Genomic DNA, 13557 nt, shown 5'->3' with positions numbered 1-13557 from the left:
AGTCACGCAGCCTTCTTGAGTTGATACTCCTCGAAAGCCTGTCGTGGGCTTCTGAACCCGAGCTTTTCAACCAGCCACAGCCGGTTGTAACGATCCATGAAGTCAGCTACTGCCATCCTTACTTCTTCGATTGTGCGGTAATGGCGGCCATAGATGACCTGCTCTTTGATAGTCCGATTAAACCGTTCCGTCACCCCGTTGGTCTGCGGTTCGGCAACAAATGAGAAACTTGGGGCAATTCCCCAGAACTTGATCTGATTCTGGAAATGCTCTGAGAGGTATTGGCTGCCGTGATCCATCCTCAGTGCCAACCCTCGAGCAGCAGCGGCACCGACCGAGCCGAAACGGGCCTTGATTCCCATGGCGAGCGGCTGCAATGCGGCAAACCGGTCGCCATTCTTGGTCACATGCCAACCGACGCACTCGGCATTCCAATGCTCGACGGCGGTAAACAACCAGCACCACCCTTCTTCCAGGGTGAAGATCTTGGTGCCATCGGTACCCCACATGACGTTGGGGGCCGCCGTGATGATCTTGCCGGCGTGGTCCTTGGGCTGTCCCTGAACAACCCGGTGAGGGGAGAGCAGATTGTTCTCCCGCATGAGACGCAACACTCGTTTGCGGCCGACTTTTATCCCTTTGACGAAGCGTAGTCGTCCCCAGACCTTACGGTGCCCTTCGCCGACAAAGGGGGATGTCTCCAGGTCGGTCCGGATGAGAGAAAGTACCTCGTCGTCAGAGAGCGGTGTTTTTGGACCACGCTTGAGCAGTACAGCAGGCAATGTTTTTCTGCCTGCACGGCTATAGAACGACGAGCGGGGCACTCCCCAGGCAAGGCAGACGCGCTGAACGCCATAGGCTTTACCGGTGGCAGGGGAGATCGTAGCACTCATTTCTTCGATCTCCTCTGGGCCAAAGGGTGGGCACGCCTCGCTTTCTCCCGCAGTAGCTCGTTTTCCATGGTGATCTCACCGATGCGCTTGAAGGCTGCATCGAGTTCCGCTGCCAACGGATCACCTTCACGAGCCTTGAGAGCAGATTCTATCCCCTGGAGTGCTTTCTGATGCCACTCTTCCAGGCGATAGATTTCGATGCCCAACTCACGGGACAAGGCATCGATTGGTTCACCGCGCATCAACCGCAGGACAACCTCCTTTTTGCGGTTGGCGCTCCAACGTTTGACTTCCGGTGCTGCTCCAGTCGAGCTACGCTCTCCTTCCGCCGCACCGGAGACACTGACATCCTTTTCCATTGACGACCTCCTTGAACACCTAGATTTACCTCATTTTCGTGTCCAAGAAAACCGGGGCCGCCATAATATTACGGTTATTACAGCTGAATTTGTTCGAGCGGCGAGACCTTGAAAGCCTATTCAAACCACCGAAAGTAGAGGCTTCGCCACAACTGGTGCTGCTTTAGAAACTATGGGACAGCAGTGAGGTACCACACAAACTAATCGACAAAATCCTGTCAGATGATGATTCTTGACATTTGTCCTAGTGTTTGATTAAAGTGACAAGAAACCTATGCAGAAACTAATCCCCCTAAAATTCGTAGCCAAATTGCTACTCATCGTAATGGTGATCATGACGGTTCATGGTGTGCATGAAAGCGCACACGCCATGCAGGATCATGTCAAGGCATCGAGCGATCAAGCATCGCTCTCGCAGATTTCCGTACCGCACCAGTGCCCCTGCACTCCGCCTGCTGAGCATAAGGACTACGATGGCTGCGACACCTGCATCAACTGCGCATGCCATGCTCCTCTGGCTGTTCAGCAACTAGTGGTGCACTACAATCCAATCATTTTGAGTTTAGGTTTTTCCGATCCGTACCAATATCTACCCGAAGTCTATCTTTCCAAGTTTATCCCCCCTCAAATCCACGCTTAACCCCCTGTGTCGGGAGTAGTTTGTCCTGATTCCAAGGGACAACTGCATCCGCGTTGTCCGTCGTGGTACGTCCGCACCTATTATTAATCGTTGTAACAAAACTGAATATGGAGGTTATTTCATTGGGAACAACAGTATTCGCACGGGGAGCCTTGCTCCTAGTGCCAGGAATTGCCGTTTTATTGTCGTCCACCCTGGTTCGGGCTGACGAGCCGTCCCTGTCATTGCCCAAGGTTATCGAGTACTCGCTGCAAAATAATGGCGAACTCAAAGCACTGCGGGAGGAAAAAGGTGTCCGCGATGCCAGCAAGTTCAGGGCCGGTCTCCTGCCCAACCCGACTCTCGATCTGGAAGCCGGCACCGGTGCCCTGACCGGCAGCAGCGACGAAAACAACCTGACGATTGGGGTCTCCCAGGAATTTCTGCTGGCGGGCAAGCGTGACAAGCGCCTGACCGTTGCTGAACGCGAACTGGAAGCCTATCGCTGGCAGTTGGCTGATCGCGAACGAACATTACGGGAAGAAGTAAAGGCCGTATTCTATGACGTCATGCTTGCCGAACAGCGGCTCAAGCTGACGGACCGCTCCATTGATCTTAACCGGCAACTTCTTGAGGTCACCAAGGATCGTCTGGCCGCCGGTGACATTCCCGAACTGGAGATGAATCTGGCCAAGGTTGAGTTGACCCGTAGCGAAGGTGCCCGGATCGAGGTCGAGCGGGCGCTTCTGCAAACAAGATCCAGACTCTTTGCCTTCATGGGGCTGCCTGCCGGTGAAGCACCGGCGATTGCCGGGACCCTGGATAACGGCTTTTCCCTCAACAAGAATCTGGCTGACCTGAAGCAGCTGGCGCTTGGCCTACGCCCCGATCTGAAGGCGCTGGAGGCCGAAAAAGGGCGGGGTGACGCGGACATCACCCTTGCCGAGGCTGAGAAAGTTCCCAACCTCACGGCAGGCCTTTTCTATACCCATGACCGCAGAACAGACGCAACCGGCACAGGGGAAGAAAAAGTCCGCGACAACCTGCTTGGCATCCGGCTTTCAATGCCGATCCCAGTGTTCGACAAGAATCAGGCCGGCCTTCAGGAAGCCCGGGCCAAACGGAGCAGCAGTGAAAGCCGTTTGACTGCTGCTACCAGGATCGTGGAGCGGGACGTAGAGACCGCCTATATCAGCGCTCTGAATGCCGAGAAGGTGCTGTCGCTCTATAAGTCAAACATCATTCCCCAACTTGAGGAAAACCTGAAACTGACCCAGGAGGCGTACCGGCTGGGTGAGGTCGGGATTCTCTCAGTCATCCAGGAACAGAAGAAATTCTTCGAGGTCAGCGACGGCTATCTGACGGCGCTCCATGACCGGCAGCTGGCACTCGTAAAACTCGAATCAGCAGTGGCGACAGACATCAACGGAGGTGTGCAGTGAACAAGAAAGCAATCATCATCGGACTTATCCTGGCCCTGGCCCTGGGGGGCGGCGTCGCTTACCGGCTGACCCATTCCACCACCGGGGGCGGAGAAAAAGCCGAACAAAAAGAGGCCGGCCATAAGGACGAAAAAGGCGGTCACGACGAAGGGAAGGAAGAGAAGGAAAAGAAGGAAGAGCATGACGAGCACGGCGAGGAAAAACTCGTCAAGATGTCCGCCGAGGTACAGAAACAGAGCGGCGTGGTCGTGGCGCCGGCAAAAAAGCAGCGCCTGGCTGGCGTCATCAGCGCCACCGGCAAGGTGGAGGCCAATGCCGACCGGATCGCCCATGTCTCCCCGCGCATCCCCGGCAAGATAGTGGCGGTCAGGTCTTCCCTGGGTGACAGCGTTGCTGCCGGACAGGTGCTCGTCACGCTGGACAGCGTCGAGCTGGGTGAAGCGCTCAATCGCTACCACCAGTCACGGACCAAGCTGGCCCTGGCCCAATCCAACATGGATCGGATCAAGGTGTTGGTAGACAAGAAGATTGCGGCCCGCAAGGAGATCCTCCAGGCTGAGACCGATTACAAGACCGCCCAGACCGAGCTGCATACCGACGAAGAGCGTCTCTCTCTGTACGGTATCAACCTCTCCGATCTCAAGTCAGATAACCACAAGAAGCCGCTCCTGCCGGTGCGGTCGCCGATCGGCGGGGTCATCACCGAGAAACACGCCATTGTCGGCGAGCTGTCCGACCCCTCCAAGAGCCTTTACACCGTGGCCGACCTGTCGTCGGTCTGGGTGCTGGTGGATATTCACGAAAAGGACCTGGCCAAGGTCCGCCGGGGACAGGCGGCAACCGTCATCGTCGGCGCCTTTCCCGACAAGAAGTTCCGCGGTCGGATAACCTATCTTGCCGACCTGGTTGACGAGGCTACCCGCACGGTCAAGGCACGGGTCGAAGTACCCAATCCGGGCCGCAAGCTGAAACCGGAGATGTTCGCCACCGTCGAACTGGCGATTGCCGCAGACGCGCCGCCGGTGCTGGCGGTGCCTGAAGAGGCCGTACTGGAACTGGACGGCAAGAAGGTGATCTTTGTCGCTGAAAAGGAGACCGAGTTCGAACCGAGGGTCGTAGAGCTGGGAAGGACTGTGGGCGGCATGGTGGAAGTGGTTTCCGGCCTCAAGGAAGGTGAACGCTATGCCACCAAGGGCGCTTTCACCCTGAAGTCGGAACTGAAGAAGGAAGAACTAGAGGACGACGAACACTGAGGAGATAACCACCCATGCTAGAAAAACTCATCGCATATACCTTGAAGCAGAAAGGGATGGTCATCTTCGCTGCGCTGGTGATCGTTGTTTTCGGCTTCTACTCGTACACCAAATTGCCGATTGACGCCTTCCCGGATGTAACCAACATCCAGGTGGAAGTGGTCAGCCACGCCGATGGCCTGTCGGCGGTCGAAATCGAACGGAATGTCACCTACCCGATAGAAATGTCCATGCGCGGCCTGCCGGACATCGAGCAGCTCCGCTCCGTGACCAAGTTCGGCCTCTCCATTGTCACCATCGTCTTCAAGGACAATGTGGATATCTACTTCGCCCGGCAGCTGGTTTTCGAACGGCTGGCCGAGGCGCGGGAGAAGGTGCCGAAGGGTGTTCAGGTCGCCATGGGGCCCATCGGCACCGCCATGGGGGAGATCTACCAGTACACCCTGGAAGGGAAGGTGCCCCAGGACCCGGAACAGAAACGGGCCTATCTGACCAACCTGCGCACCATGCAGGAATGGGTCATCACTCCCCAGTTGAAGAGCGTCGCCGGGGTGAACGAGATCAACTCCTTCGGCGGCTATTTCAAGCAGTACCAGGTGCTCGTCTCGCCGGAGAAGCTGGTCAAATACGGGGTCACCGTGGACGATGTGTATAACGCCATCGGCAGCAACAACAGCAACGTCGGCGGCAATATCCTGGAACGGGGCACGGACCAGTACATCGTGCGCGGCGTCGGCCTGATACAGAGCATCAGTGATATCGAGAATATCGTCCTGAAATCCACCGGAGGCACACCCACGTATCTGCGTGACGTGGCGCAAGTCAAAGTAGGCGAGGCGGTTCGCATGGGGGCCGCCATCAAAAACGGTGCCGACGAGGCGGTTGGCGGCATTGTCATGATGCTGCGGGGCGAGAACAGCCGCGACGTAGTGCGCCGGGTGGCGGCCAAGGTCAAGGAGATCAACGAAAGCAACATGCTGCCGGATGGGGTCAAGATGGTTCCCTATTACGACCGGAGCGATATCGTCAAGGCCAGTGTCGGAACGGTCAACAAGGCGCTGATCGAAGGCTCCATCCTGGTGCTGATCGTGCTCTACCTGCTGTTGAACAGCATTCGCGGCAGTATCGTCGTGCTGCTCGCGCTGCCGCTGTCGCTCCTGGCGACCTTCATCGTCATGAAACTGACTGGGATTACCGCCAACCTCATGTCCCTTGGCGGCCTGGCCATCTCCATCGGCATGATCATCGACACCACCATCATACAGGTGGAGAACGTCCAGCGGCATCTGAGCGAGGAGGGGCATCTGCACCCCAAGCTCGCTACGGTGCTCAAGGCGGTCATGGAGGTGCGCAAGCCGAGCATCTTCGGTGAACTGATAATCGCCCTCACCTTCATCCCGATCCTGACCCTGGAAGGGATCGAAGGGAAGATGTTCGGCCCGCTAGCCATCACCGTAGCCATCGCCTTGCTTTCCTCTCTGCTCCTTTCCATCTTTATCATCCCAGTGCTCTGCAGCCTGTTTCTCAAACCGGAGGAGGAAAAAGACAGCAGGATCATGGCCTATGCCAAGAGCCAGTATCTGCCGATGCTGGAGTATGCGCTGAACAAGAAAAAGGTCGTCCTCGGCATTGCTGGCGGGTTGCTGGTGGTCTCATTGTTCCTGGTGACCAGGCTGGGATCGGAGTTTATCCCGATTATGGATGAAGGCTCCTTTGACATGGATATCTCCATGCTTCCCGGTGTTTCCCTGGCCAAATCGCAGGAGGTGAACCAGCAGGCTGCCGCCAAATTGAAGACGTTCGACGAACTGGATGTGGTTATCGGTCGCATCGGCCAGACCGGCGTCGCCCTCGACACCCGTGGCGTGGACAAAACCGGCTACGTGGGCGTGTTCAAGCCGAAGAGCGAATGGAAGCGGGATATCTCCAAGGAAGAGTTGACCAACGAGATGCGTGAGGCGCTGGAGACCATCCCGGGGATCAGCTTCGGCTTCAGCCAGCCGATCCAGTGCCGCATCGACGAACTGGTGGCCGGCACACGAGCCCAATTGATCGTCAAGCTGTTCGGCGAAGACCTTGACGTACTGCGGGACAAGTCGGCGGAAATAGCCAAGGTGCTTTCCACTGTCAGGGGTGGGACCGATCTGAACACGGAAAAGGTCTCGGGCCAGCCCTACCTGACCGTCACCATCGACCGGGCCAAAATTGCCCGCTACGGCCTCAATATCAGCGACGTGCAGAATGTCATCGAGATAGCGGTGGCAGGCAAGGCGGCTTCCACTTTCTATGAGGTAAACCGGGGCTTCGACATCACGGTCCGGCTGCCAGAGGAGAAGCGGAACTCCATTGAGACCATCAAGAACCTGCTAATCACCACCAAAACAGGGATGAACATTCCGCTGGAACAGCTGGCCGAAGTGAAGATGGTAGAGGGACCGGTGCAGATCAGCCGTCAGGACGGCGTGCGGAGGATCGGCATCGAGATGAACGTCACCGGCCGGGATATGGGGAGTTTTGTGGCCGAGGCGAAAGCAAAGATCAAGGATCAGGTCAAACTTCCCCCCGGGTATTATCTCACATGGGGCGGCCAGTTCGAAAACCAGCAACGGGCCATGAACAAGCTGATGATCATCGGCCCGGTAGCCATCGGTCTGATCCTCTTGCTGCTCTACGTCACCTTCCGCTCCATTCGCCTGGCGCTGCTGGTGATTTCCAACCTGCCATTCGCGCTCATCGGCGGCATCTTTTCGCTCTTCCTCTCCGGTCAGTATCTTTCGGTCCCGGCGTCGGTCGGATTTATCGTCCTCTTTGGGGTGGCGGTGCTGAACGGACTGGTACTGGTGTCCCGCATCGCGCAGCTCAGGGATGAAGGGATGGAACTCGGTGAGGCGATCCGCAAAGGGGCCGTTGACCGGTTGCGACCGGTGCTGATGACAGCATCCATCGCCATCTTCAGCCTGATGCCGATGCTGCTGGCACAGGGCACCGGGTCGGAGATCCAGAAGCCGCTGGCAACGGTCGTTGTGGGTGGCTTGATTACCTCGACCCTGCTGACTCTGTTGATCATCCCGGCGGTGTACGGCTGGTTTGAGAATCGGAAAATTGAAGAAGAGATGTAGGTTTTGAATAAACTTCGAAAGGAGAATGCGATGAAAGAGATAAAAGCAATCATTCGGCCAGGGAAATTACGGGATGTCGCCGAGGAACTTCACGCCATTGATGGCATGCCCGGCGTGACGGTTTCGGAAATCAAGGGATTCGGCAAAGGTAAAGCAAGGAACGCCACGGACAAGATTCTCTATGAAATGGTGGAGTTCATCCCTCGTGTCAAGCTGGAGGTCGTTGTGGCTGATGACATGGTTGATGATGTTGTCAACGTGATTCAAAAGTATGCCCATACCGGCAACACGGGTGACGGGAAGATATTCATATCCACAATCGACGACGTAGTGAAGATCAGAACAAATGAACGGGGAAGCTCAGCAATTTAACTACGTACAATCCCGAGTGAATAGACATGAGTCGACAGCCAAACATGAAAGGAGCTGAATCATGAAAAGGTTATGCCTATTGGTAATGGCGATTTCGTTGTTAAGCGGTTGTGCGGAAAGCTCGGCGTTGATTAAGGCAAACAGCGTTAGCTTACGTACCGATGTATTTGAGGAGCTGACGAACGGTGTGACTGCGCCGCAAGGGGATGTTGATGTGCGCCTAACAGCCACTTTCAAGACACACAAACCTGGCATTTATTCCGCAAAGGATATTCATGGAACGCCAGATTATAAGCTGCTGTTGAATATCGACGGTCAAGCCGTGCTGCTACAAGGAAGTTTGCAGAAGGAAAACAACGAGCCGATGAAACTGGTGGACCCGGAAGCTGGCGACGGTATCAGGTACCGCTTCAGCAAGAATCTCCGTCTGAAGGCCGGTATCCACAAGATAGTCGTTGCGCTTCCCGACGACGAAGTTGCCATTGCGAGGGAAATTACCCTCAATGAGGGAGATCGCAACAGCCTGGTGGTAGAGCCAATATACAGTACGAAGCCGGGGAAGCGGCGTCCGGGAATGTATAGCACTACCAGTTTTACCGAAGGTATCAGATCGCTGAGAGTAATGTTGAATGGCAAGGAAGTTTAGACCACTTGGAGGGGCCGAATGGATGCTACTACGGGGTCAGGAAACGTTGGAAAGCGTAGGCGGCTCACCATGGCAGAGTTGGCAGAGATCCTTGACGATGTCGCTGAGAGGTTGAAAAGCAAAACCGTATGCTCTCTTGCTCCACTCGCTGAAGAGAGGGCAGCAGAAAAGATTCACCAGGCAAAGGCCAAGAAATACTTCTCGAAAGCAGCCGCACTTGGAGCGCCGGAAAAAATACTTGCGCTGGTGGCTTTAAATCCCGAACGGGGGACACAACGGCTGAAAAAATCACTTGCAGATCAAGGAATATCTTTGAGCCGTCAGTCTATTCACAAGATTCTGCTTAAATACAACCTCAACCGTCCTGCCATGCGGAAAGCGTGGCAGGCTACACAAAAGGAGACTAACCCATGAAGAAAATCATCGTGTCTGTTTGTGCTGCCGCTCTCGCATTGGCTGCTATTCCGGCATTTGCTTCTGTGCCACCAGAGGGGAAAGACGACTGCCTCCTGTATGGCAAGAACTGCCCGAACGTGCTTGATAGCTTGCCGGAACGGATAGCAAAATTGAATAAGGAAATTGCAAAAGGTGAAAAGGTCTACACGTCTGAAGAGTTGAACCTGCTTGAGCGCAAATTGAAAGAAGACAACAGGACAATGAGAGTTTTGAACAAGCCTGGGAAATAAGGACTGACAACTGACGAGCTGTACTGAACAAGTCACTTACTGTAAGAGATTGTTCAGTTGATGTCAAAGACCTTTCGGGTATTAAATGCGGACTCTTCTACTTCTGACAATCTATGTACTGCTTCTATCGTTTGTGACGATGTTTTCAGGTGTTACTCTCATGGCAACCGCCGAGTCTCCGCCAGCGATTGGAGTGGTCAGCAATAATCATTGCATCCCAGACAGGGCGCAGAGCTGTCCGCTCCCTTGCACCACACCTGTCTGCCATTTTTGTGTGTGCGCTGTTGCCGACACTGTTCAACCGGTTGAAATACAGACCACCTTCCAAATAGTTGAATTTGAATTCCCGGATTTTGCGCAGTCGATTCCAGACCCGTATGTGAACGAGATTTTTCATCCTCCGAGACTAAAAAGTGGGTTTCTACATTCTTGAAATCGTTTAGTTCAATGAAATCCAAATTATCACTACTTTCAAGGAGAATACGATGAAGAATAAAATTATGGCATTACTGCTAGTTGCAGCAATTTTGGCTTTTGGTGGTGTTGCATTTGCCGAAACCGGCCAGGTAGGCGTGAAGGCTATCAGTGCTGATACGTTGAATAAATTCAGGCAACATACAGTTGATTTAAGGGAACAGCTTAAAGCTAAAGATCTGGAATTACGTGGGCTCTATGCCCATGACGGTATTGATATGAGGCGAGTCGATGAACTGGAAGGGGATATAAAGGAAATAAAAGCGAAGATAAGTTCAGTTGCTGCGAGCATGAATCTTGAACCATGTAACTGTCTGTAGTTAAGAGTAAAGACGTGAGAGGGGACCCCGTGTTCCCTCTCACGCAGTCTCTGCTGACATTGAAAATTACGAGTGAGCTGCAGCTGTTGACATCGCCTTCTTCCCCCCCCGTTTTTCCTCTTCTGCGCCATTTTTCGCAAGTGGGTTGGTAAAGCCCCGTGGCGGTGTGTAATCCCACTCCATCAGCTCGCACATCTCGGCATTCAGCAGGTTGATTTCTTCACGAATCTGTAGCGCGCCCGGTACCCTGGACACAAGATAAGAGTCACGCAGCCTTCTTGAGTTGATACTCCTCGAAAGCCTGTCGTGGGCTTCTGAACCCGAGCTTTTCAACCAGCCACAGCCGGTTGTAACGATCCATGAAGTCAGCTACTGCCATCCTTACTTCTTCGATTGTGCGGTAATGGCGGCCATAGATGACCTGCTCTTTGATAGTCCGATTAAACCGTTCCGTCACCCCGTTGGTCTGCGGTTCGGCAACAAATGAGAAACTTGGGGCAATTCCCCAGAACTTGATCTGATTCTGGAAATGCTCTGAGAGGTATTGGCTGCCGTGATCCATCCTCAGTGCCAACCCTCGAGCAGCAGCGGCACCGACCGAGCCGAAACGGGCCTTGATTCCCATGGCGAGCGGCTGCAATGCGGCAAACCGGTCGCCATTCTTGGTCACATGCCAACCGACGCACTCGGCATTCCAATGCTCGACGGCGGTAAACAACCAGCACCACCCTTCTTCCAGGGTGAAGATCTTGGTGCCATCGGTACCCCACATGACGTTGGGGGCCGCCGTGATGATCTTGCCGGCGTGGTCCTTGGGCTGTCCCTGAACAACCCGGTGAGGGGAGAGCAGATTGTTCTCCCGCATGAGACGCAACACTCGTTTGCGGCCGACTTTTATCCCTTTGACGAAGCGTAGTCGTCCCCAGACCTTACGGTGCCCTTCGCCGACAAAGGGGGATGTCTCCAGGTCGGTCCGGATGAGAGAAAGTACCTCGTCGTCAGAGAGCGGTGTTTTTGGACCACGCTTGAGCAGTACAGCAGGCAATGTTTTTCTGCCTGCACGGCTATAGAACGACGAGCGGGGCACTCCCCAGGCAAGGCAGACGCGCTGAACGCCATAGGCTTTACCGGTGGCAGGGGAGATCGTAGCACTCATTTCTTCGATCTCCTCTGGGCCAAAGGGTGGGCACGCCTCGCTTTCTCCCGCAGTAGCTCGTTTTCCATGGTGATCTCACCGATGCGCTTGAAGGCTGCATCGAGTTCCGCTGCCAACGGATCACCTTCACGAGCCTTGAGAGCAGATTCTATCCCCTGGAGTGCTTTCTGATGCCACTCTTCCAGGCGATAGATTTCGATGCCCAACTCACGGGACAAGGCATCGATTGGTTCACCGCGCATCAACCGCAGGACAACCTCCTTTTTGCGGTTGGCGCTCCAACGTTTGACTTCCGGTGCTGCTCCAGTCGAGCTACGCTCTCCTTCCGCCGCACCGGAGACACTGACATCCTTTTCCATTGACGACCTCCTTGAACACCTAGATTTACCTCATTTTCGTGTCCAAGAAAACCGGGGCCGCCATATTTCTTCACGAATCTTCTGGCTCCTCTCTATAAACTCCTGCGCCTTTTCAAACGTGATGTTCTTGTTGCGGCCCATGGTCATGCGTAATCGGTGAAGTACGTTGTCGTGGGTGTTGAGCATGGTGATGAAGTCGCTTTGATCCAAGGTCTTCCGGGAGATGACATCGATGTCATCCCGGACTACCTTTTTCAGCTTACGATCCTGCCAGGACTGCTTTCCCGATGGTTTTTTGCCGCTTGATTCCTGTTTGTTGTCTGCCATGATTCCTCCCCTGTGTTCTGACGTTAGATTCTGCCGGTTGCCCGCAGGGCAATCCCTTTGCCGAAGCGATCCGATAATTCCGAAAATACCGTATCGTCGAACTTCTTCATGTTCTGGACGATCATCTCCACCGCATTGATTTCCGATGCCGCATTTGCGTAACTCTGCTGGGCCACAGTGAGTAGTTGCAGCGTCTTTTCCTCCAGAGTCTGAATGTGCTGCATCCCTTCACCAAGGAGCGCCAGTTGGCAGGTCTCCGGAGAGGCGCCGGACTTGTTCCCCTTCTGGGTGGACATGATGTTCCGGGCCATCTCTTGCAACTGCACCGCCCGCCCGAACAGGTCGAGCAGCATGTAATAGCCGTAGGCCCGAGCAGTCAGTTCAGCAAGCTTGCCGATGACTTCGCTTTCAGTATTGGTGGCCGTGGCGTTCTTGAGGATCAGCCCGACCGACAGCGGCGTGCTCTTGAGGAACGCTTCCTCATCGGCGGTGAGAGCAGTCTTTGATTTGATCTTTCCGGCGATGGACTGCATCTTGCCGGCCACATAGACCATCAGGTTCTTGTTGGCGTCGGTGATGTCGGCACAGGCCCCGGCGGTATCACGCCCCTGAGCGGAGCCGCTGATGAAGGAATCGAAGCTGTTGTTCTTGTCGCACGGGGGAACGTACTGGGCCTGGTAGGTGGTGCCGGTCGTCGCAGGGCTCTGGATCACTACATCGCCGATGAAGCCGCGCACCAGTTTGACGTAATCACTATTCATCCCTTTCTTGCTGGCCAGGTTTTCCAGAACCGAACCGTCTCCGAATATCTGCAGGACTTCGGCCGGGCAACCGGCGGTGGCACTGGTGGCCGAGGTCTGGGTAGTGCCGGGAACTCCAGGTTTGTTGCCGGCGTTGGCCTTCTGCTCGCTCTCGAACAGCTTGCTGACATCCTGGTAGAGATCCTTGGCGCCGCTTGATACCATGAAGTCGGTCTGGGCTGTCTTCATCTCCGCCTTCAGGCTGTCCGACATGACCGACGAAAACGGACTGGCAGAGGTCGCCACCAGCGCCTTGGCCGCCTTGCAGTCGTTCAGCTGCAGCGAATTAAGCCGGTCGGTGATGGCTTCGAGGGTTTTGATGGTGTCGGCCACCTGGGGCGCCAGGGTCTTAAGGGCGATGTCAAAGGCCGCTGCCGGTGCTGCCGACAGAATGTTCTGGAGCTTCTGCACCAGGTAGTCCACGTTCAAGAACGAGAAACCGCCGAGGAACATGTCAATGCCGCCGCAGCCGGATTTCAGCTTCGGGAGCGAGGCAGTGAACAGGTGGTCGTCGGTGTTCGCCCACCTGGCCGAAAAGCTCCCCCCGGTATAGTAGCCACGCTTTGACCCTTCGTAATAACTGGGCGAGGTGGAGCTTTTCTGCTGCACCCAGTCATCGACCCAGCCGGACCAGGACAGGACCGGGTTCAATGCTATCGCTGCCGCCAGGCAGGCGGCGGTAGTTCTGGTACATACGGTTCGTTTCACACGGGCACCTCTTCTCTGTAGCTG

At 55.1% G+C, this 13557-nt stretch carries 16 protein-coding genes and 1 pseudogene; 10 read left to right on the top strand and 7 right to left on the bottom strand.

Annotation, left to right across the window (positions count from 1 at the left end; translation table 11 throughout):
* Positions 1-2: 2 nt before the first annotated feature.
* The gene (locus GS_RS10750) at positions 3-893 is read right to left on the bottom strand and encodes an IS3 family transposase (RefSeq protein WP_010941223.1); all 891 of its coding nucleotides are present in this window, start codon (positions 891-893) and stop codon (positions 3-5) included.
* The gene (locus tag GS_RS10745; RefSeq protein ID WP_010941222.1) at positions 890-1252 is read right to left on the bottom strand and encodes an IS3 family transposase ISGsu7; all 363 of its coding nucleotides are present in this window, start codon (positions 1250-1252) and stop codon (positions 890-892) included. Before GS_RS10745 ends, GS_RS10750 begins: the two co-directional genes overlap by 4 nt.
* A 26-nt stretch (positions 1253-1278) precedes the next feature.
* Here GS_RS10745 and GS_RS10740 point away from each other — a divergent pair.
* The 9 genes and pseudogenes from GS_RS10740 to GS_RS10700 all read left to right on the top strand — a co-directional run.
* Positions 1279-1419 (top strand): annotated as a pseudogene (locus GS_RS10740) (IS4 family transposase); the annotation flags it as partial.
* Between the two features lie 158 nt (positions 1420-1577).
* Entirely contained in the window at positions 1578-1892 is a 315-nt protein-coding gene (locus GS_RS10735) for a hypothetical protein (RefSeq protein ID WP_235044873.1), read from the top strand.
* A gap of 161 nt (positions 1893-2053) precedes the next feature.
* Positions 2054-3313 (top strand): TolC family protein, encoded by a 1260-nt coding sequence (locus tag GS_RS10730; RefSeq protein ID WP_316445021.1) that lies wholly within the window; start codon positions 2054-2056, stop codon positions 3311-3313.
* Positions 3310-4566, top strand: a complete 1257-nt coding sequence (locus tag GS_RS10725; protein ID WP_010942781.1) for an efflux RND transporter periplasmic adaptor subunit — start codon at positions 3310-3312, stop codon at positions 4564-4566. The genes GS_RS10730 and GS_RS10725 overlap by 4 nt, the downstream gene beginning before the upstream one ends.
* A 14-nt stretch (positions 4567-4580) precedes the next feature.
* Positions 4581-7685: an efflux RND transporter permease subunit gene (locus tag GS_RS10720; RefSeq protein ID WP_010942780.1), complete on the top strand. Its 3105-nt coding sequence runs from the start codon at positions 4581-4583 to the stop codon at positions 7683-7685.
* 30 nt (positions 7686-7715) lie between these two features.
* The gene (locus tag GS_RS10715; protein WP_010942779.1) at positions 7716-8057 is read left to right on the top strand and encodes a P-II family nitrogen regulator; all 342 of its coding nucleotides are present in this window, start codon (positions 7716-7718) and stop codon (positions 8055-8057) included.
* Positions 8058-8142: 85 nt separating this feature from the next.
* Positions 8143-8703 carry a hypothetical protein gene (locus GS_RS10710; RefSeq protein WP_235044872.1) on the top strand — a complete coding sequence of 187 codons (561 nt, stop codon included), beginning with the start codon at positions 8143-8145 and terminating at the stop codon, positions 8701-8703.
* Positions 8704-8772: 69 nt separating this feature from the next.
* Positions 8773-9117: a hypothetical protein gene (locus GS_RS10705; RefSeq protein WP_164930442.1), complete on the top strand. Its 345-nt coding sequence runs from the start codon at positions 8773-8775 to the stop codon at positions 9115-9117.
* Complete coding sequence (locus GS_RS10700; RefSeq protein WP_010942776.1) at positions 9114-9389, top strand: hypothetical protein; 276 nt, start codon at positions 9114-9116, stop codon at positions 9387-9389. Before GS_RS10705 ends, GS_RS10700 begins: the two co-directional genes overlap by 4 nt.
* A 145-nt stretch (positions 9390-9534) precedes the next feature.
* Here GS_RS10700 and GS_RS10695 read toward each other — a convergent pair whose 3' ends face one another.
* Positions 9535-9786, bottom strand: coding sequence for a hypothetical protein (locus GS_RS10695; RefSeq protein ID WP_164930441.1), 252 nt, complete (start codon positions 9784-9786; stop codon positions 9535-9537).
* A gap of 88 nt (positions 9787-9874) precedes the next feature.
* Between GS_RS10695 and GS_RS10690 the strand changes: the two genes are divergently transcribed.
* Complete coding sequence (locus GS_RS10690) at positions 9875-10183, top strand: hypothetical protein (RefSeq protein ID WP_010942774.1); 309 nt, start codon at positions 9875-9877, stop codon at positions 10181-10183.
* A 265-nt stretch (positions 10184-10448) separates the two neighbouring features.
* Here the strand turns inward: GS_RS10690 and GS_RS10685 are convergent, their stop codons facing one another.
* From GS_RS10685 to GS_RS10670, 4 genes are read right to left on the bottom strand one after another with little or no spacing between them, the layout of a single operon-like run.
* Positions 10449-11339, bottom strand: coding sequence for an IS3 family transposase (locus GS_RS10685; protein WP_010941223.1), 891 nt, complete (start codon positions 11337-11339; stop codon positions 10449-10451).
* Entirely contained in the window at positions 11336-11698 is a 363-nt protein-coding gene (locus tag GS_RS10680) for an IS3 family transposase ISGsu7 (protein ID WP_010941222.1), read from the bottom strand. The genes GS_RS10685 and GS_RS10680 overlap by 4 nt, the downstream gene beginning before the upstream one ends.
* Positions 11699-11728: 30 nt before the next feature.
* The gene (locus GS_RS10675) at positions 11729-12025 is read right to left on the bottom strand and encodes a hypothetical protein (protein WP_164930440.1); all 297 of its coding nucleotides are present in this window, start codon (positions 12023-12025) and stop codon (positions 11729-11731) included.
* A gap of 23 nt (positions 12026-12048) precedes the next feature.
* A complete protein-coding gene (locus GS_RS10670; protein WP_010942773.1) occupies positions 12049-13533 on the bottom strand; it encodes a conjugal transfer protein TraH in 1485 nt (494 codons plus the stop codon).
* Between the last annotated feature and the right edge of the window lie 24 nt (positions 13534-13557).

Origin of the sequence: Geobacter sulfurreducens PCA (assembly GCF_000007985.2) — a bacterium.
In the GTDB taxonomy this organism is placed as follows: Bacteria; Desulfobacterota; Desulfuromonadia; order Geobacterales; family Geobacteraceae; genus Geobacter; species Geobacter sulfurreducens.
Note: the sequence above shows the minus strand (reverse complement) of the source record. Positions and strands in the feature narration are given on the sequence as shown.

Bases quoted from the DNA above. Each gene is read 5' to 3' on its own strand.
- GS_RS10750 (WP_010941223.1), bottom strand. From the start codon at position 893: ATGAGTGCTACGATCTCCCCTGCCACCGGTAAAGCCTATGGCGTTCAG.
- GS_RS10745 (WP_010941222.1), bottom strand. From the start codon at position 1,252: ATGGAAAAGGATGTCAGTGTCTCCGGTGCGGCGGAAGGAGAGCGTAGC.
- GS_RS10735 (WP_235044873.1), top strand. From the start codon at position 1,578: ATGGTGATCATGACGGTTCATGGTGTGCATGAAAGCGCACACGCCATG.
- GS_RS10720 (WP_010942780.1), top strand. From the start codon at position 4,581: ATGCTAGAAAAACTCATCGCATATACCTTGAAGCAGAAAGGGATGGTC.
- GS_RS10715 (WP_010942779.1), top strand. From the start codon at position 7,716: ATGAAAGAGATAAAAGCAATCATTCGGCCAGGGAAATTACGGGATGTC.
- GS_RS10710 (WP_235044872.1), top strand. From the start codon at position 8,143: ATGGCGATTTCGTTGTTAAGCGGTTGTGCGGAAAGCTCGGCGTTGATT.
- GS_RS10705 (WP_164930442.1), top strand. From the start codon at position 8,773: ATGGCAGAGTTGGCAGAGATCCTTGACGATGTCGCTGAGAGGTTGAAA.
- GS_RS10700 (WP_010942776.1), top strand. From the start codon at position 9,114: ATGAAGAAAATCATCGTGTCTGTTTGTGCTGCCGCTCTCGCATTGGCT.
- GS_RS10695 (WP_164930441.1), bottom strand. From the start codon at position 9,786: ATGAAAAATCTCGTTCACATACGGGTCTGGAATCGACTGCGCAAAATC.
- GS_RS10690 (WP_010942774.1), top strand. From the start codon at position 9,875: ATGAAGAATAAAATTATGGCATTACTGCTAGTTGCAGCAATTTTGGCT.
- GS_RS10685 (WP_010941223.1), bottom strand. From the start codon at position 11,339: ATGAGTGCTACGATCTCCCCTGCCACCGGTAAAGCCTATGGCGTTCAG.
- GS_RS10680 (WP_010941222.1), bottom strand. From the start codon at position 11,698: ATGGAAAAGGATGTCAGTGTCTCCGGTGCGGCGGAAGGAGAGCGTAGC.
- GS_RS10675 (WP_164930440.1), bottom strand. From the start codon at position 12,025: ATGGCAGACAACAAACAGGAATCAAGCGGCAAAAAACCATCGGGAAAG.